Consider the following 26378-nt stretch of genomic DNA (forward strand, 5'->3'; position numbering starts at 1 on the left):
TTTAAGTTATGATTGTTTTAATATTCTGTATTCTTATAAATTGATTTCTCTACATCAGGGAGAAGGGTGTATATGCTCTTCCCAATTAAAGATTCTAATTCATTCTTAATTGTATAGAATCCTTTCCAATGTAAAGAAGTATGAGAGGTTGTGCCATGACGTAAACCAACAGAAACCAATCTTCTTTCAAGCGTAGTAAAACCATCTGCATCAGCAAGAGCGTCGCAAAGAGTAATTACTTTATTGTATAAGTCATAGTCACAATGTTCATTCAATATTTCAATTAACCGGCTTTTCATATAATCGGGAACAAGGATCCACTCTGCTGCGATATCTATATGCTCATTTTTGCAAGGAAATGAATGCGTCACACATATAACGGCGTTTCCTGTATACCCTAAATCATTCATATACATGTAACCATCATAGGAATGAATAACAGATTTAGTAAAACCTTTATATCTTCCTATATCATGCAGGAGAGCGGCATTGTATGCTATATCAACATCTAAGTCATACCCGTTTTTTATAAGTTCTACAATTATTTTTTCAGTTGCATTGGCAACATGAATTGAATGTTCGAACCAAGGACCTGGGTTTTGTTCATATGCCCAATCCAGTAATTTTCTTGCGTATTTCCTGTCTAATATATATTTCATATAGTGATCCTTTCTCTAAAAAATCGTATCTTAATTAATTTCATCTTAATATTTAATTATTCCTGCTATAAAAATTGTTAAAATGAAAACAAAAGGGGGAAAAGTAATGCGAAATTTAGTAATTGAAGAAATGAAGCAACTAGAAAATGAGATTGAAGATCTTTCTAAACTTTTGACAACGGTTGTAGATGATGGGGCATCAATTGGTTTTTTACCTCCACTGGAACAAAAAGAAGCAACAAATTATTGGCAAACGGTATTAGCACCAGAAGTAATATTGTATGTTGCTAAAATAAACAATGAAGTGGCAGGAAGTGTTCAATTACATTTAGTTACAAAGCCTAACGGGACCCATAGAGCTGAGATTTGCAAGTTAATGACTCATCCGAATTTTAGACGTAACGGTATTGGACGTTCACTTATGCAAAAAGCAGAGGAAAGAGCGAAACTAGAAAACAGATCTCTTTTAGTATTAGATACTAGAGAAGGAGACCCTTCCAATAGATTGTACAAGTCATTAGGCTTTCAAGAATCCGGTAAAATACCGGGGTATGCAATTTCTCCGGATGGTGAGTTAGATGCAACGGTTATTTATTATAAAATGATTTAGTTTTTTCTTTTCATTCTTTAACTTCAAATTGAACGTTCAATTTGAAGTCCAGTTTATATAAGAGTTTAACAGGTTTTTAAGAGGTAGTATTAAAATAGGGATTTTGAAGCCATTTGGTGAATAGTAAATGTTAATCTAAAAGATGGAGGTTGCTGTGATGTTGAAACTGTTTCAATATAACTGGCAAGTTCGTGATGATTGGTTTACATGGTGCGAAGACATGTCGGCTGAAGAACTAGTAAAGAAACGGGTCGGTGGGTTCGGCAGTATACTACATACCCTATTTCACATTGTAGATGTGGAATATATGTGGATCTTAGGGTTGCGCGGCGAATCAGTCCCTGAGGAACCAGTGTTTGAAGAGTATGCCAGCTTACAAAAAGTGAAAAATCTTTCAGCTCAATACCGCGAGAAAGTGAAGCCGTTTGTGACTTCTTGGACAAATGAAATGGATTCTCGGAAACTTTCAAAAGCTGACTTCAAGGAAGAGCCGATTAACTCAAGAGACGCACCAATTAGGCGCCGAGTCATTGAATGTACACACGGAGAGTTAATACGCCATGTCATTGTCCACGAAATCCATCATATCGGCCAGTTATCTATATGGGCACGTGAGATAGGAAAGGAGCCAGTTTCCGCAAATCTGAGAGGGAGAGGGCTATTTGATAACTAGACTACCTTTGCCAAATTCGTAATTGCACGCTTTAATGGCACAAGGATCAAGTAATAATCAATCTTTTTCAAAACCCACTTTTTCTATTTATTATTTTATCTAGGTTTATAGAGTTAATGTAATCAAACTTTTTTAAGCGCTACACTGTGATATGTAATTGTAAGTAGTTAACAATAAAACGACAAAATAAATAATAGATGTGATAACTGGTAATTAATATACGTGAAGAATTGATATTTTTGTAGCTAAACGTATTTGAGAAAGTTTTTAGAGGGTTCTTTTAGTAATGCTCTTCCACTTATAATGGATGTAGAGAAGATGACTAGGCAACTATAGTTATTTTCGTTTCATTTTTGGGAAGGGGATGAAAGAATGAAAAAGACAAGTTTACAAAAGATGAAAAAGGTTATGTTAAGTGGTGGGATATTACTTACGGGATTATTAACATTTGGATTTTCAGAAAAGGCTTCAGCTCATGGGTATGTAGAATCACCAGCGAGCCGATCTTATTTATGTAAGCAAGGGGTAAATGTAAATTGCGGTCCAGTTCAATATGAACCACAAAGTGTAGAAGGAATAGGCGGCTTTCCGCAATTAGGACCTTCTGATGGACAAATTGCAGGTGCTGGTCATTTTCCTGTTTTAGACGCTCAATCAGTGGATAGGTGGAAGAAAGTTACGTTAAACGGCGGGACGAATACATTCAAGTGGAAACTAACGGCTCCTCATAGTACGAAAGAATGGAAATACTACATTACAAAGAAGGATTGGAATCCAAATATGCCTTTAACAAGGTCTAGTTTAGATGTAGTGCCGTTCTATGTGAAAAATGATGGCGGAGTTAGACCGGGGACAACAGTAACGCATGAAGCAAATGTACCAACTGATCGTAGTGGCTACCATCTTATTTTAGCTGTTTGGGAGATTGCGGACACTGGAAATGCATTTTATCAAGTTATTGATGTGAACCTTGTGAATAATGGTTTAAATTCCAATTTTGCGTTTAACAATGCAGTGCAAGTTCCTACACTATTTTAAATTAAATATACATTTTGATCATCTAATTCATTTTAGATGATCTTTTTTATGAAAAATATAGAGGAAAGTACAATTATTTATAAAAAATTCGGCTTTAAATATTGTCATATTTGCTTCTTTAAGATATCCTTTTCATGAAGAGGTGGAAAACATGGAAAAAGTACTAGTTTTCGGGCATAAAAACCCAGATACAGATGCAATTTGTTCTGCAATTGCTTATGCAGAATTGAAAAAAGAATTAGGAATGAATGCTGAGCCTGTACGTTTAGGCGAAATCAGCGGTGAAACTCAATTTGCGTTAGACTATTTTAAAGTAGAAGGACCGCGTTTTGTTGAGACAGTTGCAAGCGAAGTGGACAACGTTATTTTAGTTGACCATAACGAGCGTCAACAAAGTGCTAACGATATCGAATCTGTTCGTGTGTTAGAAGTAATCGATCATCACCGTATTGCTAACTTTGAAACAAGCGATCCTATTTACTACCGTTGTGAGCCAGTTGGATGTACAGCTACAATCTTAAACAAAATGTACAAAGAAAATGGCGTTATAATTCGTAAAGAAGTTGCAGGTTTAATGTTATCTGCAATCATTTCAGATTCTTTATTATTCAAATCTCCAACTTGCACAGAACAAGACGTAGCAGCAGCTCGTGAATTAGCGGAAATCGCTGGTGTAGATGCAGATAGCTATGGCTTAGAAATGTTAAAAGCTGGTGCTGACTTAAGCGGAAAAACAATGGAGCAATTAATCTCTCTTGATGCTAAAGAATTCCAAATGGCTAACGCGAAAGTTGAAATTGCACAAGTAAACGCTGTTGATACTAACGACGTTCTTGTACACCAAGCGGAACTTGAAAAAGTTATCTCTGCAGTAGTAGAAGAAAAAGGTTTAGACCTATTCTTATTCGTTGTAACTGATATCTTAACTAACGATTCTGTCGGTCTTGCGATCGGTAAAGCAGCAAACGTTGTTGAGAAAGCATACAACGTATCTCTAGAAAACAATACAGCTACATTAAAAGGTGTTGTATCTCGTAAAAAACAAATCGTACCAGTATTAACTGAAGCATTCCAAGCTTAATACTATTCAGTACTGATTAACAAAAAGGACAAGTAGTCGGATGGCTACTTGTCTTTTTTATTTGTTACATAGGATACTGGTATGAAAATAAGGACAGCATTAGCTATCCTTATAACTGTTTATTCCGCATTAACGGACAGTAAGAGCATTACCTCAAAGTTCAGCGAAAGTAAAGAAGTTAGGTGAGGGATCAACTGTCCGTAAGAGCCCGATTGGTGAAGGCCAATAATCCGTGGGGGATGAAGAAAACCCTCACGGATTAAAGTTTCACTTTATTCGTAAGACTTTTTCCTGTTTATATAAAATGTAATAACAGCAGTAATGAGGAAAATGGGTATTGCGTACGCTTGCCCAACAAACAACTTCCAACTAATAGAATTATAGCCTTCAGATGCTGGAACAATCATAACAATAACACAAACGATAAAATAGACGAATAGTGCAGGGATAATATTTTTCATTATTGTTCACCTCCTTTAAAAAAACAATAAAATAAATATATTCGTATATTACATTTTTTTATTATTTGTTTTAAAGATTAAGCTCACAAAATGTTTATGAAGTAGTATTATATTTGTAAAGAGTGCAGTGTACTACGTAGATGTAGAACGAAAAAAATTGGACTATGCTTCTGAAAAGAAGTGAAATATGAGTGGAAATCGATATAAATATGGTAAAATATTCAATTGTGACGTTTGGAATTATTATATAGTATTTTGCGAGGGAAATGTATGAAATAATTGATTTAACATAAGGAAGAAAAGAGGTAAGAAATATAGATGAAAAGATTATGTATAATCCCATGTGGAAAGAAGAAAATCTGGGATAAGTATGTAGATTATGGACCTACTGAGGCGAAGAATGTATATATTAGTCCTTTCGGGAAAGCATGTCAGGCGTACGCAACTGAGTTTTTTGATGATTGGGTTATTTTATCAGCAAAGCATGGATTTTTAAAGCCGAATGATATTGTACAAGAAAACTATGATCTTGCATTTGATTCGAAGAGTGATGAAGTTATTAGTATAGAGCAACTACAAAAACAGATGATTGATAAAGGTTTAATACAGTTTGACGAAATTGTTTTGCTTGCGGGAAAGAAGCATAAAAAAGTAGTCACAAAGTTATATCCAGAAGAAATCATTACATATCCGTTAGAAGGATGTAAAGGGATTGGGTATATGCTGCAGAGGTTGAAAGGAGCTGTGGCGGAGGTAAAGGAACTATAGTAGTGGTGTTTCATATTTAGTTAACGTAGTAGTTACCTATTATTATGAACGAGAAGTAAGAAAATATACATGAATGTAAAGCCCAAGCATTGGGCTTTTTTATTTGCAATATTTCCTACGAATATTTAATAGAAAATTTTTAAGAAAGTGTAATACTTAAAAAACTATTGTTTAAAAGTAGAAAATAGACTAGTAAACAAGCCTTTTTCTACTTTTAAACATAGAATATGATGAATTCTATTGAGGAGGAAGCATAGTCATGGGGAATCATTGTCATTGTGGACGTTCATTTTGGGATGATTTAATGTTTGGAAGATGTAGATGTAAACACAGGGACTGTGACGAATGTTGCTGCAAAGAGAAACCGAAATGTGATTGTGACGAGTGTCGTTGCAAGGAAAAGCCGAAGTGTGATTGCGAAAAATGTCATTGTAAAGAGAAACCGAAATGCCATTGTAAACAGGAAGGGTATTAATAATAAAAGAGTACTTTACGTACTCTTTTATTTTATGAGTTTATATTCCATCTTGAACTAATTTTTTTTCAATTTCCCATGTATCTCGCTTTTTAATTTTTATAGCTACATTAGTTCCGCCAGATTCTTTATAAAAAATATAGCCATTGTTTGCGTTTACGTATGTTATTGGTTCACTTATGCAATCTCGTGAACAAGATGTATTAACGAGCTCAAGTAAGGATAGTTCGCTCGGGTCGGTTTTACTTTCAGCTATAACGGCATCAATGTTTGTTTTACGATAACCTTGTAAATTCACATGGAAAATCTGTTCAATTTCTCCTGTAATGCTAGTATTCATTACTTCTACTGAATTCTTTTTTTCTTGAAGAAATCCATTTTCATAAAGTAATTTTGTATATCCAAGCCAGGCGATTAAAACTAGCATGATAAACATACTAGACATTTTTAGTGTTCGAAGTCTTTTACTAACAATTGTTTCTGAGTATTTCATTCAGTCTAATCCTCCAATGTTTTTAATTTAAAATATGCCTGGATACATACATTTAGAAGAGGATAGAAGGCAACAAGTTGTTGATTCAAAAAAGAAAACATCAGAAGTTAGATGTTTTCTTTTTGAATGATTATTGTTATCTGTTCGTTACTTGTTTCATAAGCGGTCTTATTTCTTTAACAGGTGGTTTTTTATCATAGGCATCAACGTAAGAAAAGTAATAATTTAAATTTCTAAGAAGTCCTTTTCCTATTTTAGCGCTTAAAAAGGGGAATACTTGTCCAGTATAATCATCGAGAGATTTACAGTAGTATTTTTCATCTAAATATATACTGTATTTACAAGTGAGTTCTACTAATGAGTTACCTTCATCATCAATTACCTCTTTAGAATCAATAATGTCTATTAATGCAAATTTTTCATTCAAATACACTTTCTTCTTTTTCTCGTGTTTATTTGTGAGTATAAATACGAGACCAATGGCGTTAATCAAACTATTTCCTCCTATAAAAAACGGATATAAATAAAATATATCGATATACGTTAAATGTAAAGAGGAGAGGCGAAATAACATTGAGAGAAAGCTAAATAAGCCGATTTTTTTTTGAAATCGGCTTATGCTTATTTTTATCCCGCATTGACGAGAAGTAAGAATCACACCTTGAAATTCAGCTTAAGTAGAGAAGTTAGGCGGGAGATAAAATGCTCGTGAAACCCTGATTGGTCTGGGTTAGTAATCGGTGGGGATGTACAAACCCATCACTGGTTAACGTCTCAGTTTATTGAAATACTTGCGGGAATTGTTTTACGATTGCGTTTGTTATCATGTCAGCCATTTCTAATGCTTCTTTTTCAATTTTATCGTAAAGTTTTACTCCTGCTTCATAATCTTTATTTAGGAAGGTAAGCGCTTCTGCTTTCGTTAGTGCTAAATGTTCATAAAACATTTTTCTAAATTCCTCTTTATCTATATATGGATTGATACTGTGAAGAAATTCAATAATTTCATCACCATTAGCGTACCATTTCTTCTCTATAGCGGCAGCTGCATTTTGATCACCAGCTTTTGCGGCTTTCACAAGATCGGCTGCAATTACTAAATGATCTTTAATTAATGCACTATATTTCTTTACTGCATCCTCGCCATAGAAGGGCTCAAGTGATAGTCCCATATGTGTTGCGTTTTGTAGAAGCCGTCCAACAGTAGCGTTAACATCGGGTAAATTAAAGACAATACTTATAATAGCCAATCTCGTCCAAGCGACGTGTTGTTCCCATAAAGAACGCATATATCCTTTTAAAAAATTCTCGTTTTTACTTATTCGGTAGTTACGTACGGATAAATCATAGTTTACATAAAGGTTATGATAGGGGGAGTAATACGATTGCCAATAAGAATACATAAAAAGTAACACTCCTTTGAACATGTATAACTCAAAGTATGATAAAGATTTATTTTTAGTTACGTGTCCTAGATAATTTTCAGGTAATTTGAAATGGAGAAATTCAATGAATGATATTGTGATATATATAAATAAATTGAATATAAAGTAAAAGAGGCTCTGCAAGGGAAGTTGCAGAGCCTCTAAAGGGTATTGCCGAGATGTCGGACTCGACTACGTAATATTATCATAAAATTCTTTTAAAAAAACCTGGTAAATGTGTCCAAATGAAAATGGAACTTTAATAAAGTCAAAGGGACCTGCTTCCCGCGGCAGGCCCCATTAACTAGATAATGTAGATGAGCAAAAACTCATCTGGAGTACTTTTATAGTAACAAGTAAAATGCGTTTTGTGTATTGAGAAAAAAGAATTGCATAATTACATGTGAACAATTTATATTTTACTTTTTATGATTATCATGAATTGTTGGGATTTAAATCTGGTTATAAAATGGAGAAAAGACTTGGAAGTGAAATTGAAGTGCACAGAAATATGTAATCATGAAAAAGACCTGCTATTATGAGCAGGTCAACTTAAGGGGTTTATCCAACAGATTATTATATATGGTAGCAACTGAATTGTAGTAAGTCTATACGTTTCATATTGAGAAAACTTCTGTGGATGATCTATTTTTTGCGCATATAATAACCTCCTGCATTTATATGTATACGATTAGTAGTATTCAAGAAAGGGCAATAAAATGAATATTTAAATTGAAATGCTTTCTTCATGTGTAATGGATGTATGTTTTAAATGTTGTGAAACATACAAAACACCGATGCTAATTAATATTAAATACGAGGAGAAATATAGAATAATGAAAAAACAATAAGCATTTATTCATCGCTTTCAAGTCGCATAAGTGATGATATAATAGAAGTAGATGAAAGATAAAGAAAAGCAGGTGAATCTTTTTTGTTTACAAAAGCACAAGAACTTTTAGCGTCTTATTTCGGTTATTCGTCATTCCGAAGAGGGCAAGATGAAACAATTAAAAATGTATTAGAGGGGAAAGATACAGTTTGCATTATGCCTACGGGCGGAGGTAAGTCAATTTGTTATCAAATTCCCGCATTAGTATTCGAAGGAACGACGTTAGTAATATCACCTTTGATTTCACTTATGAAAGACCAAGTAGATACACTAATACAAAACGGTATATCCGCTACGTATATTAATAGTTCTATTTCGATGACAGAAGCTAATCATAGAATTCAATTAGCGAAACAAGGGCATTATAAGTTACTTTATGTCGCTCCTGAGCGTCTTGATTCAATGGAGTTTGTTGATCAACTTATCGATATGAAAATCCCGATGATTGCGATTGATGAGGCGCACTGTATTTCGCAGTGGGGACATGATTTCCGTCCAAGTTATTTACATATACATCGTATACTAGATTATCTCCCAGAAAAACCGCTCGTATTAGCGTTAACAGCGACAGCAACTCCGCAAGTACGTGATGATATTTGCAAAACGCTTGAAATTAATCAAGACAATACAATTATGACAACTTTTGAGCGTGAGAACTTATCATTTTCTGTCATTAAAGGACAGGATCGTAATGCTTATTTAGCGGATTATATTCGTCAAAATCAAAAGGAATCAGGGATTATATATGCAGCTACTAGAAAAGTAGTTGATCAGTTGTATGAAGATTTAATGAAAGCGGGAGTTTCGGTATCAAAATATCACGCTGGTATGAGTGATCATGATCGAAATGAGCAACAAGAACTCTTTTTACGAGATGAAGTAAGCGTAATGATAGCGACATCTGCATTCGGAATGGGTATTGATAAATCGAATATTCGTTACGTTATTCATTATCAGCTGCCAAAAAATATGGAAAGTTACTATCAAGAAGCAGGACGTGCTGGTCGTGACGGATTAGATAGTGAATGTATTTTGTTATATTCTTCTCAAGATGTGCAAGTACAACGCTTTTTAATTGATCAATCAACAGGAGAATCACGTTTTTCGAATGAACTTGAAAAATTGCAAAATATGACTGATTACTGTCATACAGAACAATGTTTACAATCATTCATTTTGCAATACTTTGGAGAAGAACCGAAAGAAGATTGTGGACGCTGCGGTAATTGTACGGACGACCGTGAGAGCATCGATGTGACGAGAGAATCACAAATGGTTTTATCCTGTATGATTAGAACGAACCAACGATTTGGAAAACAAATGATTGCACAAGTATTAACTGGATCGAAAAATAAGAAAGTTATTGAATTTAATTTTCATACTTTACCAACGTATGGCCTTTTATCAAACCGTAGTGTAAAAGAAGTGAGTGACTTTATAGAGTTTTTAATTTCAGATGAGTTAATTGCAGTTGAACATGGTACGTATCCGACATTAAAAGTAACGGGAAAAGGGAAAGAAGTATTACTTGGTAATGAGAATGTTCTACGAAAAGAACGAGTAGAGACGAGACAAATCGTCCAAGATCATCCTTTATTTGAAGTGTTGCGTGAAGTACGTAAAGAAATCGCACAAGGAGAAGGTGTACCTCCGTTCGTTATTTTCTCTGACCAAACATTAAAAGATATGTGTGCAAAAATGCCGCGAAATGATTCCGAACTGTTAACAGTAAAAGGTATTGGAGAACACAAACTTGTGAAGTATGGCTCGCACTTCTTACAAGCAGTTCAGCATTTTATTGATGAAAATCCAAACTATGCAGAAACAATTAAGACAGAAGTTGTTTCTGAGCGTAAAAAATCAGGAAAAGCTTCAGCGAATTCTCATTTGGAAACGTATGAAATGTATAAACAAGGAATTGACCTAAATGAGATTGCAAAAGAACGTGATCTATCAAGACAAACAATTGAAAACCATTTAATTCGCTCTTTTGAGGATGGGATGGAAGTAGATTGGCAAAGTTTTGTACCAAAAGAGTATGAATCTCTTATAGAAACTGCTGTACAAAATGCAGAAGGTGGTTTGAAATCTATTAAAGAACAGCTTCCAAATGAAGTGAGTTACTTTATGATCCGTGCTTATTTACAAATAAGAAAGTAGAGACATATAAAGGGGATAGGGATTTATGTATCATGTTTTCGTTTATGGCACGTTAAGAAGAGGGCAAACGAATGCTCATTATATGCAAGGTGCAACATGCATCGCAGACGGAGCATGGACGTATGGGGAATTATTTGATACAAACGAAGGATATCCGGCCATGATTTGTTCTAATGAAGTAAGGGTATATGGGGAAGTTTATGAAGTAAATGATGATGTTTTGCATAAGTTAGATGAACTAGAAGAATATACAGGTAATGCAGAGACTGATTTATATGACCGAATAACGCAAACAGTGTATGTTACTGATATGGAAATACATGCGTATGTGTATATTGCTCAGGATAAAAAGATGTTAAAGAAAGTGATTGATTCTGGGGATTGGCTTTTATATCAAAAAGTATAATAAAAGTAACTATATAAAATCGGAAAGCAGATAATGAAATAATTCATTATCTGCTTTTTATTGTTTCTTTTAATTGAACTTTTCAAATTAATAAAGAATGTTTTAAATATGTTATATCGAATTAAAGCAAAGCAGAGTAGGGATTAATCGCAACTCTTTTATATTTTAGAAAATTCTCACTAGAACTATTGACTTTGCGAATGGATTTTTAATACAATTGTATTTCGACTGAAAAATTAGAACGGACAGGAGGGAATCGTCGAAATGAGCAACATATTTGAAGATGAGTTACAAAAAATGAGGGATACTTTACATACGATGGATGATCAATTAGAACAGCTTGAAAAAATCCCGGTTTATTATGGAGAAGATTTTAAAGAGCAAATTCTTGAAAGCATGAGGGAGTCAAATAGACAGAACTTACGTATCGGTGTGGAAGAGCCGTATTTTGGAAGACTAGACTTTCAAGAGGATGGAAAAGAACAAGTTATGCCGATTTATATCGGTAAAGTAGGTGTTTCAGATAAGGACACGATGAAACCAATTGTTATCGATTGGCGAGCGCCTGTCGCAAGTATGTTTTATTCATTTACCGGTGGAGAAGAACTAGCGTTTTATCAATCACCAGATGGGTTAGTTGAAGGTGATGTGTATTTAAAACGAAATATTTCCATTCGTAAAAGAGAACTTGAACGTGTTGTTGATACATATGTGAAAGGAAATGAAGATGTATCGCATGCCGATGATTTTCTTCTATATCGATTAGGTGAGAATAAAGATAATAAACTAAAGGATATTGTTTCAACGATTCAATCGGAACAAAATGATATTATTCGAGCGGAAAGAAATTTACCATTACTTATTCAAGGGGTTGCAGGGAGTGGAAAGACAACAATCGCTTTACATCGCCTTGCTTTTTTAATTTATGAATACCGTGAACAGTTAGAGGCAGAAAGAATGATTGTATTTGCTCCGAACAGCTTGTTTTTAGATTATATTTCGAGTGTACTGCCTGAATTAGGGGTAGGGAATATTAGTCAAACAACGTTTCCAGATTGGGCATTGCGTACGTTAGATGATTCAGTAAAACTAAAGCAAACAGAAGAGAAATTGAAAGAAGCATTTTCAATTAATCGTGATGAAAGTAAGGTAATGCTCGGTAAATTAAAGGGTACACTGGAATTTAAGGCGTTTATTGAAGAGAGAATGATTCAATTTGAAAATGACTTAGTTCCGACAAACGATTTTGAGGCGTGGGATAAAGCGATTATTCCAGTGGAAGACATTAAAAAATGGATGCAAGTTGAATATAAACATTATCCACTAAAGAAAAGAAGAGAACGTTTAGTAGGCCGCATGAAGCGCTGGATTGAAATTAAACTTAAAAAGTTTGGGGAAACGAACGAGAAAAAATTGCTCAAAAAAGAAGCGACTAAGAGATTGAACACATATATGAAGTTTTGGCCAAAAATGAGTGCTCTTTCACTGTATAGTTCAATATTGAAAAGTAAAGAAATACTCGAAGTTTTACCTGAAGAACTTGTTAAAGAAACAGAAAAGAGTTGTCGTAAAAAAGAAGTGTATGTAGAAGATTTACCTGCCTTAATTTACATCCATCATCGCATAACAGGTATTGAAATCGGTCAGAAGTTTCATCATGTCGTTATTGATGAAGCGCAAGATTTTTCGCCATTTCAAGTGTATGTATTAAAAGAAATTACACTAGGTAATTCTTTCACTATATTAGGTGATTTATCGCAAGCGATTTATGATTACCAAGGAATTGAAGATTGGAACGCATTTAAGGAAGTATTCCAAGAAACAGGTTATTTTGAATTGACTAGAAGTTATCGTTCTACAAAAGAAATTATTGAATTCGCAAATGAAATTATTAAAAATGCAGAAATACCAGTGGGGCTCGCAACACCAGTTTTCCGTAGCGGTGAAGACGTAAAAGTAATCCATGCAGAAGATCAATTCACTGAAGTTTTGAAGACAATAAAGCATTTGCAAAATGAAGATGTGAAAACAATTGCGGTAATAGGTAGAACAGATGATGAATGCCACGATATGTATGAGAAATTAACGAATGCAGGATTGACGGTAAATGTCATTGAAGCAAATCAAAGTAAATATGAAGGTGGTATTTCAGTAGTACCTGTATATTTAGCGAAAGGTTTAGAATTTGACGCTGTAATTCTAATGGATGTTGATGAAGAACATTATAAAAATACAAAGCATGATGCGAAGTTACTGTATGTCGCATGTACGAGATCACTGCATGATTTATGGATTTTCCATAGCGGTGAAGCGTCGTCTTTAATTAAAGGATTAAAATAAATGTAAAAAGAGGATTTTCTAGTAGGGTATGAAAATCCTCTTTTTTATATTTAAAAGCTAGATGAATTAACGACCTGAGCGGTTATTTAAATAATATAATAAAGTAAAAAAAGTGCAATGGAGTTATATGCATTAATATGTGCGTTTAAGTATAAATCTTGGTGATGGAAGTGTTTCTTGTTCTGCTTCAAAATACGCAACTTGATTTGTAATTGAGTATAGAATAGAAGGCATTCCCATTCCAACAGCAACCTCTAATGTGTCCAGCAAAGGGAGTGTTTTTCCATCGATTTTTGTGTCCCATGATCTGGCGTAACAAGAATCAACAGCCCTATGTTTTTTTAACAGATCTCCTATATCAATTGGACAAGAATTAGGCTTAGGAATTTCAATCATATATTCTTCACGTAACGTAGTTCTGTAATTATGGCAAAGTCGACCGATCGCATCTTTACGTTTTTTTGAAGAAGAAAGCTCAAATAGTACTCTATTTTGAAGGCGCTTATTAAAAAATGATTTTACAATGATCTCTTCTAATTTTTTATCCATTAAGATTCTCCAATCAACTAATCATTTGTTGGAAATTTTAGTGTTATTATATCATTACATATATTAAAAAGGGGAAAAGCTATGATTACAAAAGTAATAACAAAAAGAAAATGGGAAATCGCAAAAACAACTGGAGAAATTCATGAAGAGTCACTTATAAAAGAGGGGTTTATTCATTGTTCATTATTTGAACAAGCTTTAAAGGTTGCAGAAAAACATTTCTTTCATGAAAAAGAGGTTTTATTACTTACAATAAATCCATCCTTGGTAAAAGCAGAAATAAAATATGAACTTGCTTCAAATGGTCAAGAATACCCGCATGTATATGGAGTAATCAATGTTGAGTCGATTGTAGGGGTTATCCCATTTCCTAAAGAAAAAGGAGAGTTTATATTACCAGAGGTACAAAGTTAAGCGTGTTATAAATATATAAGTTAGCTAGAAAAGCACAAATCGTATAGTTTGCGCTTTTTTTATCCATTTTTTGGTAAATAATGATTGTTTTTGTCACACGAATACTGTACGATACATAGTATAAAACACATACTGTATGACATATAGTAATAAAAATGAGGTGGGTGAATGGATACTTTATTAAATTCATTAATTACTGAGTTAAGAAGAGGGACATTGACATTAGCGGTTTTAAGCCAATTAAGAACGCCGCAGTATGGATATTCACTTGTCCAATTATTGGAGCAATCAGGGATTACAATTGATCAAAGTACTTTATATCCACTACTTCGTCGATTAGAAAAGCAGAAACTAGTTACGAGTAGTTGGGATAAAACGGAGAGTAGACCTCGTAAGTATTATGTTTTAAGTGAATATGGACTAGAGATATTTTTACAATTGAAAAAGGAGTGGATAAAGGATTCGAAAGAACTTTATAACCTATTAAAGGAGGAGGACGAGAATGAGTTTGATTGATATGTACGTCCAAGAAGTGGCGAAGAGATTACCTGATAAAAATCGTGAAGATATTACGCTTGAGCTACGGTCGACAATAGAGGATATGTTACCAGACGATTATAATGAGGATGATGTGAAGAGCGTTCTCGAAAAATTGGGAAGTCCGGTTTCATTGGCTAATGGGTATTTGGATAGACCGATGCATTTAATTGGACCACGTTATTTTGATGTATATACGACGTTATTAAAAATGATTATACCAATTGCAGCTGTTATCGCACTCATTGCAATGGTTGCAGAAAATTTTATAGGCTATACTGGTGATCAAGCAGTATTAGATGTTATTTTAAAATTGATAGGTAAAGGCATTGGTGAAATTGTTGAAGTAGGCCTCCATGTGTTTTTCTGGTTGACACTTGTTTTTGCTGTTTTAGAAAGAACTGATAAAGAAAAGGATCCACACCCATTAACAACAAGTTTAAAAAAATGGACGCCAGATGATTTGAAAAATATCTCGTATATCCCGAAGAAAAAGGCAATCTCAAAGTTTGAAGTTTTTGGAGGTTTAATGTGGACAGCAATATGGGCTACCCTATACTTTTATGCAAACCATCTTGTAGGCGTATATAATGGTACGGAAAACGGACTGAAGTTTATCGCGCCAACGTTTAATCAAGATGTTTTACTTCAATATTGGCCGATTATTTTGGTTATGATCGTTTTTGAAGTAGCTATATCTCTTTATAAGTTAGTACAAGGACAATGGACGAAAAGATTGGCAATCGGAAATGGTATTCTTCAAGTAGTCAGAACGATAGTATTCATTGTAATTGTAGTAAATCCATATATATTTAACAAAGGATTTATTACGTATTTGGCAAATGTGTTTACTATTTCCCCAGAAGGATTTAAAACGTGGTTAGTTGGCGGTGGAATTATCATTTATATGTTGTCCGCTGCGATTAATATATTTGATGGTTTCAGAAAAGCAAGTATTCGTATGTGGAAATGAAACAGAAATTTCGGTAAAATAAAATTATTAAAAAGATAGCGAAAGAAGATTAACATTAGGAAAGGAAGAAAACGATGATCAGGGAAGCAACGAAAAGAGATGTAGCATATATTTTAGACATTTATAACGATGCGATACTTTATACAACAGCTGTATATGCATATAAACCTGTAACCCTTGAAAATAGAATAGATTGGTATGAACAAAAAAAGGCTGATGGCTATCCAATTTTCGTATACGAACTAGATAATAAAGTAGTAGGATTTGCGACATTCGGCTCATTTAGAGCGTGGCCTGCTTACAAATATTCAATTGAACATTCTGTGTATGTTGATAAGGAATATAGAAAAAATGGAATTGGCTCCTCTTTGATGGAAAAATTAATCGCAACCGCAAAAGAAAGAGAATATATGACCTTAATTGCTGGAATCGATGCGGAAAACGAGAAAAGTATAGCCTTGCATCAAAATTATGGATTTGTTCATGCCGGAATAATACAAAAAGCTGGTTATAAGTTTAATAGATGGCTAGATTTAGCCTTTTATCAATTGGAGCTTAACGGGCCTGAAAATCCTATAGAAGATTAGAAGTTTTTCGTGAAAATGAATGTTTTAGGTAGCAAGGAGTAATTCATGCTACCTTTTTCTAATTGTCATTACAAATATAACCTGTCAAAAAAGGTTTTTTATATTCCATATTGAATTATTAGAAGGTGATATAACGATGTGAAAAGAGGAATGGAAATGGAAACTGTCATTCAAAAAATGAAAGAGATACAAGTTGGTCATGTAGGAGTAGCTATTTATTCTACAAAAAACGAATGTATAATTACTTCATATAATAGTGAATTATATATTCCATTAGCATCGGCAGCAAAAGTAGTAATTGGATTTGTAGCAGCACAAATGGTGAAGGAAAATAAACGTAATTGGAATGATATACTTCATCATATTAAATTTCATCCACATGAAGATAGTGCACAGTTATATCCGCATCTACAAGGAAGAAGTACTTTAACACTTAGTAAAGCAGTAGAAGTGATGATAGCTTGTCACGACAGTTATATTGCTCACTCGGTTGTAAAGCACTGCGGTGGATGGGATGCTATGAAAATAAATGCCCAAACGTATTTTTCAAATATTTATATACAAGAGAATGCTAGAGATGAGAAAAATGTTGGAGAATTAAATCAAGTTCTTTCGCTTTTAGTACATATTTTTCAAGACTATAAAGTAGAACCAGCAGTATGGGAACCAATTATTAATGGAATGGTAAGACAACAAGGGGATTATGAAAGTATACCGTATTATCATTTAGCTCATATGACAGGTGGATTGTCTACAGCTATAATAAATATTGGTATAATGGGAATGTTTAACGAATTCCCGTTTCTTTATGTAATTGGGGGAAAAGATTTACCCGAGCGAGTTCATAATATAGAGGTTGATGAAACAATTACAACAGCTTTGAAATACATATACAAAGCATATAGTGAAAGCATGCTAGGAGTGAGCGATTGAAACGAAACTTAAAGACTTCAACAATTATTATTTTAATTGTAACGATTATTGCTCTTGAAGTTGGAATCGCACTATATGATCACAATTTATCATTAGATACCATTTACTTTGCAGCGATTCTTATTTGTATTGTATCGCTTTTTGGTACACGTGTTTCTGAAGAGAAAGAACGTACATCGAAACAGAGACGAAGAAAAACGGCTCTAATATTTTGGCCATCTATAATAATGTTAATTATTAGTTTTGCAGTTATAAGTTATGTACGAACAGGCTATGTCTCTGTACCTGGGATAATTGGTTTTTCGTGTTTTGTTACATATGGTGGATTTGTATTCATTAGTATTTTAAAAAGGCGAAATAAAAATTAGATGTAATTTACTAAGTTGAAAGGAAGAAATATATATGAAACACATAGAGAATGGTACTCGTAATGAAGGAGAATACATTAGAAATAAAGTCATTCAATATAATATGTCCATCTTAACAGATGAAGTAAAGCATCCGATGGAACAAGTAAGCCTTGTAGTGAAAGATGAGGAAGGGAAAATCTTTGGCGGCGTAACAGGAACGATGTATTTTTATCATCTTCATATCGATTTTTTATGGGTTGATGAATCCGTTCGTCATGATGGTTATGGAAGTCAACTGATACATAAAATCGAAGACATTGCGAAGGAAAAAGGATGTAGACTCATATTACTAGATTCATTTAGTTTCCAAGCACCGGAATTTTATAAAAAGCACGGCTACCGAGAATATGGTGTCGTTGAAGATCATCCGAAAGGGTATAGTCAACACTTTTTGGAAAAGAGATTATAATAATATTATGTATACTAGTTGATGGGAGAAAGAATATGTACACGTATAAATTACAACATGAACGACCAATTTGTGCAGAGAAAATAAAGAAGCTTTACGACTCTGTCGGTTGGTGGCCAGAAAGAAAAGAAATCGATATTGAAAAAATGTTAAAGAATAGCATAGCAATTGGGGTATGGAAAGAAAATGAGTTAATTGGGTTTGCTAGAGTGGTTTCAGATGGTGTTTTTCGAGCGTACATAGAAGATGTTGTCGTACATGAAAGTGTAAGAAATAAAGGCATTGGAGAGAATATGCTTACAATGTTACTGGAAGAGATATCTCATATTGATATTGTTAGTCTATTTTGCGGAGAGAAACTCATAAAGTTTTATGGGGAACAGCAATTTAAAGCGACGAAGCAAATTGTGATGCATCGTAAACAAATAGTGAAAGAATAAGAGGTGCCATTTAAAATGAATGCAACGAGAGCATATTGTTTATCAAAAAGAAAAGCGACAGAGGATTCTCCAGATGGCTGGAGTGCAACATGTATGAGACTCAATAATAAAATATTTGCGATAGTGAACCATGAAGAAGGTGAAAAAGCTGCGATTACATTAAAATGTGATCCTGAGCTCGCTTTACGAATAAGAGAAGATTATCCAGACACAATAATTCCAGGGTATCATATGAATAAGAAACATTGGAATACAGTGTATATACATAAGGGAGTAGAACAGGAGCAAATTAATAAAATGATCGATTGGTCGTATGAGTTAGTACTACAATCATTTTCAAAGAAAAAGCAGCAAGAGTTAATGGATTAATATGTATTAGGGGTGGATATAATGAAAGACGCAGTCAAAGATACGTATGATAAATTAGCGAGTACATATAAAGAAAATATAGATTTGGCAAATCCATATAATAGTTATTATGAAAGACCTGCGATGATGGAGATTATTCCAAGGGAACTAGAAGGGAAGAGAATACTAGATGCTGGATGTGCCGCTGGATGGTATACTTCTCAATTCGTAGGAAGAGGGGCTAACGTTACAGCAATTGACATAAGTCCTGAAATGGTAAAAGCCGTAAAAGAAAGTATGGGAGAAAAAGCAACGTTCCTTTGTCACGATTTGCAAGAAACATTGCCATTTGAAAATAATACGTATGATATCATTGTAAGTTCGTTAACTCTTCATTACTTAGAAAATTGGACACAAGTATTTCAAGAGTTTCAGCGCGTATTGAAGCCGGGTGGAGAACTTATATATTCCGTTCATCATCCTTTTATGGATTTCACAAAGTTTACATGTGAAGATTATTTTGAAAAACAATTATTAGTAGATACTTGGGTTAAACCAAATATTACAATAGAAGTTAGTTTTTTTAGGAGGTCGCTCCAAGACATAATCAATGAAACAACAAACTATTTTGTATTAGAAAAAATAGTGGAACCGAAGCCGATTGAAAAGATGAGAGAAGTAGACAGAAAATCATATCATTATTTAAGTACAAATCCACATTTTCTTATTATGAAAGCAAGTAATAAATAGCTAGTAAAATGATTGTATTTTACTAGCTATTTGCAGTTTTACATGATGAATTAGGAGCTTTTGAAATGAATATAAAACGAAATCAATTACTATATGTAATGTTTACTATAGTTGTTATTATGTTAGGTCTTAGTTCTAGAAAGTTTGCTTTTGCGTTACCTCATTTATTAAATGATTACTTAGGTGATGCTTTATGGGCATTAATGATTTTCGTTGGATTCGGATTTTTGTTTCCTAAAATAGAAACGAAGAAATTAGCTTTTATGAGTTTAATATTTTGCTACGGGATTGAAATTAGCCAATTGTACCATGCACCTTGGATTGATAATATTCGTGCAACGACTATAGGGGGACTCGTTTTAGGTTACGGATTTTTGTGGAGCGATGTAGTTGCTTATACAATTGGTGTTGGGATAGGAATGCTTTGTGAATTTATGTTACGGAAGAAATAAGTGAATTTTAAAAGGGGTATTTGTATATGGAGGATATATTAGAAATTGCAAAGTTTTGGTTTGAAGATGAAGATATCACAACTATTGAAGTTCAACCAAACGTAACGAAGATTTACTGTAATAATAAAGCGTATATTTTAAAGGAAAAGGGATCGATAAAACATTTTCTAGTTGAACTAAATGTATTAGAACAGCTTGATGAAAAAGGAGTTAAAGTACAAAAAATAGTAAAAATGAGAAATGATGAAAGGTACGTATTTTATAAAGAGAAGTATTATTGTTTGTACGAATATATTGGTGGAAGTGTACTAGAAATAAAAGATACAGAAAAGCTAAAAGAGCTAGGAAGTACAATTGGAGAGAAGATAGCTAATTTACATCAAGCACTACATTCAGTGAATAGTGATAACGAGTTAATAAAAAGAGAATTGTATAAAGTGGTATACAAATGGGCCTTACCAATTTTAGAAAAGAATGCATCTGTCCGTCGGAATGTCGTTCGAAAAATGGATCAAATACGTACAGTTTTGAAGGAAACGGTTCACCCACTACCAAAACAAATTATTCATCGTGATATGCACTTATCGAATGTGATTTTTCATGACAATGAATTTCAAGGATTTATAGATTTTGAACTTTTAGAAAGCAATGTAAGAGTATTCGATTTATGCTACTGCTGTACAAGTATATTAAGTGAGCTATTTAGTGATGAAACAGGAAGAGGGAAATGGTTAGATATTGTCAGCAAAATCTTTGAAGGATATTATAAACAAAGCATTTTAACGAGAGAAGAACTACAATCTATTTGGTATGTCATGCTTTCTATTCAAGTTATCTTTATTACTTATTTTGTTCAGTTACCAAATTTATTAAAGTTGAATGAAGAGATGTTCTTCTGGATTTTTGCAAATAAGGAAGGTATTGAAGAATCTATAGTAAGGACCGTATGAATATGAAAAAAATCATATTCATTGGTTCTGGTGGTTCAGGAAAATCTACATTAGCAAAGCAGTTAGGAAATAAACTAAATATTAAGGTGCATCATCTTGATGCATTGTTTTGGAAAGCGAACTGGGAAGGTGTTCCTCGAGAAGAACAAAGAAAAGTTCAAAAAAACTTAATTAAAGAAGAAGAGTGGATTATTGATGGGAATTATGGCGGGACGATGGATTTAAGACTGAATGCAGCGGATACAATTATCTTTCTTGATATTCATAGAACGATTTGTGTTTATCGTGCTTTTAAAAGAATTGTACAATATCGAAATAAAACAAGACCGGATATGGGTGCCGGATGTGAAGAAAGACTAGATTTACAATTTTTTAAATGGATATGGGAGTATCCGAATAAGAAAAAACCTGCCCTTTTAAAAAGACTAGATCAATTAAGTAAAGGAAAAGAAGTGATTATTTTAAAATCTCCAAATGAAGTGAAACGGTTTTTGAAGAAGTACGATAAGATAAGTAGTTAGATTTTAAAAAGAAGTAATATGGGGGGATACTATTGAATACATTCATTCGCTCGATTGATTCTAATATGATGGAAATTCCAGCAGGAGAGGTAGTATTAAGAGATGATCGAATAAAAAAAGAATGGCAAGTTCAAATAAAACCATTTCTTCTTGCAAAGTATGCTGTAACAATGGAAATATATAATGCCATTACAAATCCTACATTAAATAATGATAAAGATAGTAATAAACCAATTGTAAATATTTCATGGAATGATACAATTGCTTTTTGTAATTTACTTTCTAAACAAGCGGGATTAACAGCGTATTATTCTATTAGTGATGATGGAAAAAAGGTTAGTTGTAATATAGAATCTGACGGCTACCGATTGCCATCTGAGGCAGAGTGGCAATACGCATGTAAAGCAGGTACGACGGGATATACATATGGGGAACTTCAGAAAATAGCGTGGTATAATGAAAATTCAATTGGACAAATTCATGACGTCGGTAAAAAAGAGCCGAATGCATGGGGACTTTATGATATGTTAGGAAACGTTTGGGAATGGTGCTATGACTTGTATGATGAAAAAGTGTACGGATCGTACCGAATTTTTCGTGGTGGTAGTTGGGCTGAAGCAGCTAGAGGCTGCGGCGCGACTTGTCGCCGTCGTAGCCATCCTACATTTCATATAGACGATCTCGGTTTTAGGCTTGCTAGGTCAATTAAGCAGGAAAATGATACATAAAATACCGTAAAGAGTATGGAAAATATCCATACTCTTTACAACATAGAAATTTTAAAATGTAAGGAGTATTTTGAATGGCACGTATTTTATTCATTAACGCTGGATCAGAAGGACATATAAATCCAACATTACAAGTTGTAGAAGAACTGATTTCTCGCGGTGAAGAGGTCGTTTATTTTTCAATAGAGGCTTTCAGGGAGCGTATTGAGAAGACAGGTGCTACTGTACGAACGATAGATGATCAAAAATTTATACAAGCATTTCTTTCCGGTGGTCGAAATTATTTACAGGAAAGAATAAACGGCCTTCTACATACAGCAGATATTGTAATACCTAGTGTTTTAGAGCAAATTGAAGGAGAATATTTTGATTACATGATCCACGATTCTATGTTTGGCTGTGGTCATTTAATTGCCCAAATTCTTAATCTTCCGGCCATAAATTCCTGTACATCTTTTGCGCAGGATGAAAAATCATTTAAACAAATGTTAGACCATCTTTCTAAAAATATCCCAGTGGAAGTGCAGAATAGAATATATAATGATTTTCAAAACTTAACTAGAGAAATTGCAGGGAAATATGGTGTTGAAATAAATTCACCGTATGAAGTTTTCTGTAATCCAGCACCGCTTACTATTGTGTATACGATTAAGGAGTTCCAACCTTTTGGTAATACGTTTAATGAAACATTTAAATTTGTAGGTCCATCTATTTCTGCACAAGGGGAAAATGAAGATTTTGATTATACTTCAATTGAAGAACAAAGCCTGATTTACATTTCACTAGGTACTGTTTTTAATGAAGCAATTAATTTTTATAAACTTTGTATGAAGGCATTCGAAAATAGTAAACATACAATTGTTATGTCTATTGGTAGTAAAACGAAAATAAGTGATTTAGGTGATATTCCTAAAAACTTCATTGTGAAAAACTATGTACCGCAAACTGAACTACTTACATATACAAAATTATTTATTACACATGGCGGGATGAACAGTACGCATGAAGGACTATATAACGGAGTTCCACTCGTTGTAATTCCGCAAAGTGCAGATCAGCCAGTAATCGCAAAGCGAGTAGAGAGTCTCGGAGCAGGAGTTAAATTGCAAATGCAAGGATTAACTGCGGATAAACTTAGTAAAAGTGTAGAAATAGTATTAAGTAATCCATCATATAAAGAAGCTGCTTTGAATTTGAAGGAGTCTCTCCGAAAATCAGGTGGGTATACGCAAGCAGTTGATGAAGTTTTTAAATTTACTGGCCGGTATTAAAACTATATATGTGAAAGGGTGTCTATATTAAATGATGTAGACACTTTTATGTTATATGAAGCGAGGAATTAATTATATGGAAAGAATGAAAGTATTAAATGTGAATTTTGAAGATATGACAGCTACACCATTTTTTCAAGTGGAGGCAAAAAATAGAATTAGATTCGATATAGAATTATTTGAGGGGAATTTGAGAAAATTAAGAGGACTACTGACTGAACTTTTTAAAAGCCCCGATACAATTGACGTTTCATTTACTTCCGGTTATATAACATATGGTAAAAGTAAGAGAGTAAATGAGAAAACAAAAATTGGAAGGTTCATGAAGATTAAAAATTGGACAGAAACGCAAGTAGACGTTGATGATCTTGAAAGTACAATCATATTTACTACGATTAAAGGTGTCAATGAAGATGAAGTATATAAATATTGCAAGTATGTCGTTAATGGTGGTCAGCAAGCTTATATTTCTTTTTATAACGATACTTATTTGTTGTATATAAGTACAGACGTAATTGAAATTATTTCACCAGATACAAGTTTAATAGAAAAATTAAAAATCCAATACTATGAAGAGTATGACAAGTTTTATGAAACTATTTTGAAACATTAAGGATTATTCGCAATACATAAGTAATTTCACGTACCCAATAGAGACATATATTGAATATGGAAATGGAAGGGTGTTACAAAAAAATATAATCTTACATCGCTATGCATATCAAGTTGATTAACAAATATTTCGAGAAGACTTGGTGCAATCCATCCGCGTATACAAAATGCTTTTATATGGCCTTTTTTTACAAGATTTATAATTGCTATTGCGAACTTTTACTTTATAATTTTAAGATGTAGTTTTATGTGTTAATAATAATTTCACTGTTTCTGCACAACTTCTGCACGTGTTTTGGTAATTTCTATGTCATGATATATTCAGTAAGTGAAATATATCACATGGAATGAAATATTTCTTTACTACGGTGTATGCATAACTTATGCATACATCACTACAATATTGTCTCGTGTTATTCTTTTACATCAAAGCCCACATTACACTACGAAGTATAACAAGAAGGGGACATGAACATGAATAATCGAATTTTAAAACATCTACAGAACATGAAAATGAACAAAAAAAGTCTAGGAGCTGTTGCATTAACAGCGGGAATTATCGGCACGACACTTATTCCTCAAAATGCTTACGCGCATGGTTTTGTTGAAAAGCCTGGTAGCCGTTCCGCTTTATGTAGTCCAACTTATGGTGCACTAAATGTAAACTGCGGAAGTGTTATGTATGAACCACAAAGCTTAGAAGCACCAAAAGGATTCCCGCAAGCTGGTCCAGTTGATGGACAAATCGCTTCTGCAGGCGGAAAATTTGGTGGTATTTTGGATCAACAAACAGCGGATCGTTGGTTTAAAAATACAATCACTGGCGGAGAAAATACGTTTACTTGGAAGTTTACAGCGCCACATTTAACAAGCAAATGGCACTACTACATTACTAAAATAGGCTGGAATCCAAATAAAGCACTAACAAGAGCAGACTTTGAGCCAATTGGAACTGTACAACATGATGGTTCCGCAGCTTCAAATAATGTAGCACACAAAATCAATGTACCTACGGATCGTAGTGGCTACCATGTGATTTTAGCTGTATGGGATGTAGCTGATACAGCAAATGCGTTCTATAATGTAATTGATGTAAATCTCATCAATAATGTGAAACCAGACACAGAAGCGCCAAGTATTCCAAATGGAATTCAGACACAAAAAGTAACAGCGAATAGTATAGAACTAACATGGAACACTTCTACGGATAATGTAGGAGTAAAAGGGTATCAAATCTTCCGTAACGGAGAGATGATTGACACCGTACCAGGCACTCATTTTATTGATAAGAAATTACAACCAAGTACAGAATACTCTTATACTGTAAAAGCAATTGACGCAGCTGGCAATGTATCGAAAGAAAGTACAGCGCTTACAGCAAAAACAACAGTTGAGGCTCCTGATACAGAAGCACCAACACAACCAAAAGGATTACATAGTATGGGAACGACAGCGTCAAGTGTGGACCTAATGTGGAGTCCATCTGACGATAATGTTGGTGTAGACCATTACGATATTTATAGAGAAATAGAAGGAACAATGAAAAAAATCGCAACATCTAATACGACTTCCTATATGGATAAAAATTTACTCGCCAATTCTACATATAAGTTTACAGTGAAAGCTGTTGATGTAGCTGGAAATGAATCTGTACAAAGTAATATATTCACAATTACTACAAAAACCGAAAGCGCTTCATATGAAGCGTGGGATGCAAAGAAAGCGTATAAAAAGGGTGATAGAGTCCTATACGAAGGAAAAGTATATGAAGCAGTACAAAATCATCAAGGAAATGGGGATCCAAACTGGATTTATGCTTTATCCTTATGGAAAGCAGTGTAAGTTTTATCTCAAAATGAAATAAAAGATCATGGGCTTTGATGCAAAAAAGGAAGCTTGGGAATTCACTTTTCTGTTTATAAAAAAGACGACGTATTCTGATATTATCCCCTTTAGGTAGACAGTGTGAAAAAGACCATGTATACACATGGATGTTACACTATTACTTGGAGGG

Annotated in this window: 32 protein-coding genes; 26 read left to right on the forward strand and 6 right to left on the reverse strand. The window is 33.7% G+C overall.

Annotation, left to right across the window (positions count from 1 at the left end; genetic code table 11):
• Positions 1 to 17: 17 nt before the first annotated feature.
• On the reverse strand, positions 18 to 659 hold the full coding sequence (locus tag JDS92_RS16520; protein ID WP_199632170.1) for an HD domain-containing protein: 642 nt from the start codon (positions 657 to 659) through the stop codon (positions 18 to 20).
• A 106-nt stretch (positions 660 to 765) separates the two neighbouring features.
• Here JDS92_RS16520 and JDS92_RS16525 point away from each other — a divergent pair, with 106 nt between their 5' ends.
• The 4 genes from JDS92_RS16525 to ppaC all read left to right on the forward strand — a co-directional run bounded on the left by JDS92_RS16525 (position 766) and on the right by ppaC (position 4061).
• Positions 766 to 1269: a GNAT family N-acetyltransferase gene (locus tag JDS92_RS16525; protein ID WP_001245266.1), complete on the forward strand. Its 504-nt coding sequence runs from the start codon at positions 766 to 768 to the stop codon at positions 1267 to 1269.
• A gap of 157 nt (positions 1270 to 1426) precedes the next feature.
• Entirely contained in the window at positions 1427 to 1942 is a 516-nt protein-coding gene (locus JDS92_RS16530; RefSeq protein ID WP_087969892.1) for a DinB family protein, read from the forward strand.
• 372 nt (positions 1943 to 2314) lie between these two features.
• Positions 2315 to 2980 carry a lytic polysaccharide monooxygenase gene (locus JDS92_RS16535; protein ID WP_199632171.1) on the forward strand — a complete coding sequence of 222 codons (666 nt, stop codon included), beginning with the start codon at positions 2315 to 2317 and terminating at the stop codon, positions 2978 to 2980.
• 151 nt (positions 2981 to 3131) lie between these two features.
• Entirely contained in the window at positions 3132 to 4061 is a 930-nt protein-coding gene (ppaC, locus tag JDS92_RS16540) for a manganese-dependent inorganic pyrophosphatase (RefSeq protein ID WP_097957313.1), read from the forward strand.
• Between the two features lie 272 nt (positions 4062 to 4333).
• On the opposite strand, the gene JDS92_RS16545 is transcribed toward ppaC, so the two are convergent.
• Positions 4334 to 4522 (reverse strand): DUF4017 family protein, encoded by a 189-nt coding sequence (locus tag JDS92_RS16545; RefSeq protein ID WP_000789481.1) that lies wholly within the window; start codon positions 4520 to 4522, stop codon positions 4334 to 4336.
• Between the two features lie 318 nt (positions 4523 to 4840).
• On the opposite strand from JDS92_RS16545, the gene JDS92_RS16550 reads away from it, so the two are divergent.
• Together JDS92_RS16550 and JDS92_RS16555 are read left to right on the forward strand one after the other, a co-directional pair.
• Entirely contained in the window at positions 4841 to 5290 is a 450-nt protein-coding gene (locus JDS92_RS16550; RefSeq protein ID WP_000824892.1) for a DUF6884 domain-containing protein, read from the forward strand.
• Positions 5291 to 5598: 308 nt separating this feature from the next.
• The gene (locus tag JDS92_RS16555; protein ID WP_033663039.1) at positions 5599 to 5826 is read left to right on the forward strand and encodes a hypothetical protein; all 228 of its coding nucleotides are present in this window, start codon (positions 5599 to 5601) and stop codon (positions 5824 to 5826) included.
• Here JDS92_RS16555 and JDS92_RS16560 read toward each other — a convergent pair.
• From JDS92_RS16560 to JDS92_RS16570, 3 genes are all read right to left on the reverse strand, one after another.
• On the reverse strand, positions 5806 to 6258 hold the full coding sequence (locus tag JDS92_RS16560; protein ID WP_000877597.1) for a hypothetical protein: 453 nt from the start codon (positions 6256 to 6258) through the stop codon (positions 5806 to 5808). The genes JDS92_RS16555 and JDS92_RS16560 overlap by 21 nt on opposite strands.
• Positions 6259 to 6394: 136 nt before the next feature.
• Entirely contained in the window at positions 6395 to 6751 is a 357-nt protein-coding gene (locus JDS92_RS16565; protein WP_000606238.1) for a hypothetical protein, read from the reverse strand.
• A gap of 286 nt (positions 6752 to 7037) precedes the next feature.
• On the reverse strand, positions 7038 to 7661 hold the full coding sequence (locus JDS92_RS16570) for an acetylglutamate kinase (protein ID WP_199632172.1): 624 nt from the start codon (positions 7659 to 7661) through the stop codon (positions 7038 to 7040).
• Between the two features lie 955 nt (positions 7662 to 8616).
• Between JDS92_RS16570 and recQ the strand changes: the two genes are divergently transcribed.
• From recQ to JDS92_RS16585, 3 genes are all read left to right on the forward strand, one after another.
• Positions 8617 to 10734 carry a DNA helicase RecQ gene (gene recQ / locus JDS92_RS16575; RefSeq protein WP_097957311.1) on the forward strand — a complete coding sequence of 706 codons (2118 nt, stop codon included), beginning with the start codon at positions 8617 to 8619 and terminating at the stop codon, positions 10732 to 10734.
• A 25-nt stretch (positions 10735 to 10759) separates the two neighbouring features.
• Positions 10760 to 11140, forward strand: coding sequence for a gamma-glutamylcyclotransferase family protein (locus JDS92_RS16580; RefSeq protein WP_199632173.1), 381 nt, complete (start codon positions 10760 to 10762; stop codon positions 11138 to 11140).
• A 264-nt stretch (positions 11141 to 11404) separates the two neighbouring features.
• Positions 11405 to 13480 (forward strand): HelD family protein, encoded by a 2076-nt coding sequence (locus JDS92_RS16585; RefSeq protein WP_098911897.1) that lies wholly within the window; start codon positions 11405 to 11407, stop codon positions 13478 to 13480.
• Positions 13481 to 13612: 132 nt separating this feature from the next.
• On the opposite strand, the gene JDS92_RS16590 is transcribed toward JDS92_RS16585, so the two are convergent.
• Positions 13613 to 14029 (reverse strand): hypothetical protein, encoded by a 417-nt coding sequence (locus tag JDS92_RS16590; RefSeq protein WP_199632174.1) that lies wholly within the window; start codon positions 14027 to 14029, stop codon positions 13613 to 13615.
• Positions 14030 to 14110: 81 nt separating this feature from the next.
• On the opposite strand from JDS92_RS16590, the gene JDS92_RS16595 reads away from it, so the two are divergent.
• From JDS92_RS16595 to JDS92_RS16675, 17 genes are all read left to right on the forward strand, one after another.
• Positions 14111 to 14443, forward strand: coding sequence for a DUF952 domain-containing protein (locus JDS92_RS16595; RefSeq protein WP_087969243.1), 333 nt, complete (start codon positions 14111 to 14113; stop codon positions 14441 to 14443).
• A gap of 168 nt (positions 14444 to 14611) precedes the next feature.
• A complete protein-coding gene (locus tag JDS92_RS16600; protein ID WP_000380297.1) occupies positions 14612 to 14959 on the forward strand; it encodes a PadR family transcriptional regulator in 348 nt (115 codons plus the stop codon).
• The gene (locus tag JDS92_RS16605) at positions 14946 to 15953 is read left to right on the forward strand and encodes an HAAS signaling domain-containing protein (RefSeq protein WP_098911899.1); all 1008 of its coding nucleotides are present in this window, start codon (positions 14946 to 14948) and stop codon (positions 15951 to 15953) included. Before JDS92_RS16600 ends, JDS92_RS16605 begins: the two co-directional genes overlap by 14 nt.
• A gap of 74 nt (positions 15954 to 16027) precedes the next feature.
• Positions 16028 to 16540: a GNAT family N-acetyltransferase gene (locus tag JDS92_RS16610; protein ID WP_098911900.1), complete on the forward strand. Its 513-nt coding sequence runs from the start codon at positions 16028 to 16030 to the stop codon at positions 16538 to 16540.
• A gap of 156 nt (positions 16541 to 16696) precedes the next feature.
• Positions 16697 to 17473: a serine hydrolase gene (locus JDS92_RS16615; protein WP_098911901.1), complete on the forward strand. Its 777-nt coding sequence runs from the start codon at positions 16697 to 16699 to the stop codon at positions 17471 to 17473.
• Positions 17470 to 17841 (forward strand): hypothetical protein, encoded by a 372-nt coding sequence (locus JDS92_RS16620; RefSeq protein ID WP_000828017.1) that lies wholly within the window; start codon positions 17470 to 17472, stop codon positions 17839 to 17841. The genes JDS92_RS16615 and JDS92_RS16620 overlap by 4 nt, the downstream gene beginning before the upstream one ends.
• A gap of 34 nt (positions 17842 to 17875) precedes the next feature.
• Entirely contained in the window at positions 17876 to 18292 is a 417-nt protein-coding gene (locus JDS92_RS16625) for a GNAT family N-acetyltransferase (RefSeq protein WP_087969247.1), read from the forward strand.
• Between the two features lie 35 nt (positions 18293 to 18327).
• Positions 18328 to 18732, forward strand: a complete 405-nt coding sequence (locus tag JDS92_RS16630; protein ID WP_087969248.1) for a GNAT family N-acetyltransferase — start codon at positions 18328 to 18330, stop codon at positions 18730 to 18732.
• 15 nt (positions 18733 to 18747) lie between these two features.
• The gene (locus JDS92_RS16635) at positions 18748 to 19101 is read left to right on the forward strand and encodes an MmcQ/YjbR family DNA-binding protein (protein ID WP_000994617.1); all 354 of its coding nucleotides are present in this window, start codon (positions 18748 to 18750) and stop codon (positions 19099 to 19101) included.
• Positions 19102 to 19122: 21 nt separating this feature from the next.
• Complete coding sequence (locus tag JDS92_RS16640; RefSeq protein WP_000650683.1) at positions 19123 to 19830, forward strand: class I SAM-dependent methyltransferase; 708 nt, start codon at positions 19123 to 19125, stop codon at positions 19828 to 19830.
• 65 nt (positions 19831 to 19895) lie between these two features.
• Entirely contained in the window at positions 19896 to 20282 is a 387-nt protein-coding gene (locus JDS92_RS16645) for a ribosomal maturation YjgA family protein (protein WP_001022591.1), read from the forward strand.
• A 26-nt stretch (positions 20283 to 20308) separates the two neighbouring features.
• Positions 20309 to 21232 (forward strand): phosphotransferase enzyme family protein, encoded by a 924-nt coding sequence (locus tag JDS92_RS16650; protein ID WP_199632175.1) that lies wholly within the window; start codon positions 20309 to 20311, stop codon positions 21230 to 21232.
• 2 nt (positions 21233 to 21234) lie between these two features.
• A complete protein-coding gene (locus tag JDS92_RS16655; protein ID WP_199632176.1) occupies positions 21235 to 21753 on the forward strand; it encodes a DNA topology modulation protein in 519 nt (172 codons plus the stop codon).
• Positions 21754 to 21785: 32 nt separating this feature from the next.
• On the forward strand, positions 21786 to 22481 hold the full coding sequence (locus JDS92_RS16660) for a formylglycine-generating enzyme family protein (protein ID WP_106080550.1): 696 nt from the start codon (positions 21786 to 21788) through the stop codon (positions 22479 to 22481).
• Positions 22482 to 22555: 74 nt separating this feature from the next.
• Positions 22556 to 23752: a macrolide family glycosyltransferase gene (locus JDS92_RS16665; RefSeq protein ID WP_016108564.1), complete on the forward strand. Its 1197-nt coding sequence runs from the start codon at positions 22556 to 22558 to the stop codon at positions 23750 to 23752.
• A 76-nt stretch (positions 23753 to 23828) separates the two neighbouring features.
• On the forward strand, positions 23829 to 24365 hold the full coding sequence (locus tag JDS92_RS16670) for a phosphatase (RefSeq protein ID WP_097957299.1): 537 nt from the start codon (positions 23829 to 23831) through the stop codon (positions 24363 to 24365).
• A 473-nt stretch (positions 24366 to 24838) separates the two neighbouring features.
• Positions 24839 to 26206, forward strand: coding sequence for a lytic polysaccharide monooxygenase (locus JDS92_RS16675; protein WP_199632177.1), 1368 nt, complete (start codon positions 24839 to 24841; stop codon positions 26204 to 26206).
• The last annotated feature ends 172 nt before the right edge of the window (positions 26207 to 26378 follow it).

This window comes from Bacillus cereus group sp. N12 (genome assembly GCF_016483575.1).
In the GTDB taxonomy this organism is placed as follows: Bacteria; Bacillota; Bacilli; order Bacillales; family Bacillaceae_G; genus Bacillus_A; species Bacillus_A toyonensis.

Excerpts from the sequence above, each read along its gene's own strand:
- JDS92_RS16520 (WP_199632170.1), bottom strand. The coding sequence starts at position 659 with ATGAAATATATATTAGACAGGAAATACGCAAGAAAATTACTGGATTGG.
- JDS92_RS16525 (WP_001245266.1), top strand. The coding sequence starts at position 766 with ATGCGAAATTTAGTAATTGAAGAAATGAAGCAACTAGAAAATGAGATT.
- JDS92_RS16530 (WP_087969892.1), top strand. The coding sequence starts at position 1,427 with ATGTTGAAACTGTTTCAATATAACTGGCAAGTTCGTGATGATTGGTTT.
- JDS92_RS16535 (WP_199632171.1), top strand. The coding sequence starts at position 2,315 with ATGAAAAAGACAAGTTTACAAAAGATGAAAAAGGTTATGTTAAGTGGT.
- ppaC (WP_097957313.1), top strand. The coding sequence starts at position 3,132 with ATGGAAAAAGTACTAGTTTTCGGGCATAAAAACCCAGATACAGATGCA.
- JDS92_RS16545 (WP_000789481.1), bottom strand. The coding sequence starts at position 4,522 with ATGAAAAATATTATCCCTGCACTATTCGTCTATTTTATCGTTTGTGTT.
- JDS92_RS16550 (WP_000824892.1), top strand. The coding sequence starts at position 4,841 with ATGAAAAGATTATGTATAATCCCATGTGGAAAGAAGAAAATCTGGGAT.
- JDS92_RS16560 (WP_000877597.1), bottom strand. The coding sequence starts at position 6,258 with ATGAAATACTCAGAAACAATTGTTAGTAAAAGACTTCGAACACTAAAA.
- JDS92_RS16570 (WP_199632172.1), bottom strand. The coding sequence starts at position 7,661 with ATGTATTCTTATTGGCAATCGTATTACTCCCCCTATCATAACCTTTAT.
- JDS92_RS16580 (WP_199632173.1), top strand. The coding sequence starts at position 10,760 with ATGTATCATGTTTTCGTTTATGGCACGTTAAGAAGAGGGCAAACGAAT.
- JDS92_RS16585 (WP_098911897.1), top strand. The coding sequence starts at position 11,405 with ATGAGCAACATATTTGAAGATGAGTTACAAAAAATGAGGGATACTTTA.
- JDS92_RS16590 (WP_199632174.1), bottom strand. The coding sequence starts at position 14,029 with ATGGATAAAAAATTAGAAGAGATCATTGTAAAATCATTTTTTAATAAG.
- JDS92_RS16595 (WP_087969243.1), top strand. The coding sequence starts at position 14,111 with ATGATTACAAAAGTAATAACAAAAAGAAAATGGGAAATCGCAAAAACA.
- JDS92_RS16600 (WP_000380297.1), top strand. The coding sequence starts at position 14,612 with ATGGATACTTTATTAAATTCATTAATTACTGAGTTAAGAAGAGGGACA.
- JDS92_RS16605 (WP_098911899.1), top strand. The coding sequence starts at position 14,946 with ATGAGTTTGATTGATATGTACGTCCAAGAAGTGGCGAAGAGATTACCT.
- JDS92_RS16610 (WP_098911900.1), top strand. The coding sequence starts at position 16,028 with ATGATCAGGGAAGCAACGAAAAGAGATGTAGCATATATTTTAGACATT.
- JDS92_RS16615 (WP_098911901.1), top strand. The coding sequence starts at position 16,697 with ATGGAAACTGTCATTCAAAAAATGAAAGAGATACAAGTTGGTCATGTA.
- JDS92_RS16625 (WP_087969247.1), top strand. The coding sequence starts at position 17,876 with ATGAAACACATAGAGAATGGTACTCGTAATGAAGGAGAATACATTAGA.
- JDS92_RS16630 (WP_087969248.1), top strand. The coding sequence starts at position 18,328 with ATGTACACGTATAAATTACAACATGAACGACCAATTTGTGCAGAGAAA.
- JDS92_RS16635 (WP_000994617.1), top strand. The coding sequence starts at position 18,748 with ATGAATGCAACGAGAGCATATTGTTTATCAAAAAGAAAAGCGACAGAG.
- JDS92_RS16640 (WP_000650683.1), top strand. The coding sequence starts at position 19,123 with ATGAAAGACGCAGTCAAAGATACGTATGATAAATTAGCGAGTACATAT.
- JDS92_RS16645 (WP_001022591.1), top strand. The coding sequence starts at position 19,896 with ATGAATATAAAACGAAATCAATTACTATATGTAATGTTTACTATAGTT.
- JDS92_RS16650 (WP_199632175.1), top strand. The coding sequence starts at position 20,309 with ATGGAGGATATATTAGAAATTGCAAAGTTTTGGTTTGAAGATGAAGAT.
- JDS92_RS16655 (WP_199632176.1), top strand. The coding sequence starts at position 21,235 with ATGAAAAAAATCATATTCATTGGTTCTGGTGGTTCAGGAAAATCTACA.
- JDS92_RS16665 (WP_016108564.1), top strand. The coding sequence starts at position 22,556 with ATGGCACGTATTTTATTCATTAACGCTGGATCAGAAGGACATATAAAT.
- JDS92_RS16670 (WP_097957299.1), top strand. The coding sequence starts at position 23,829 with ATGGAAAGAATGAAAGTATTAAATGTGAATTTTGAAGATATGACAGCT.
- JDS92_RS16675 (WP_199632177.1), top strand. The coding sequence starts at position 24,839 with ATGAATAATCGAATTTTAAAACATCTACAGAACATGAAAATGAACAAA.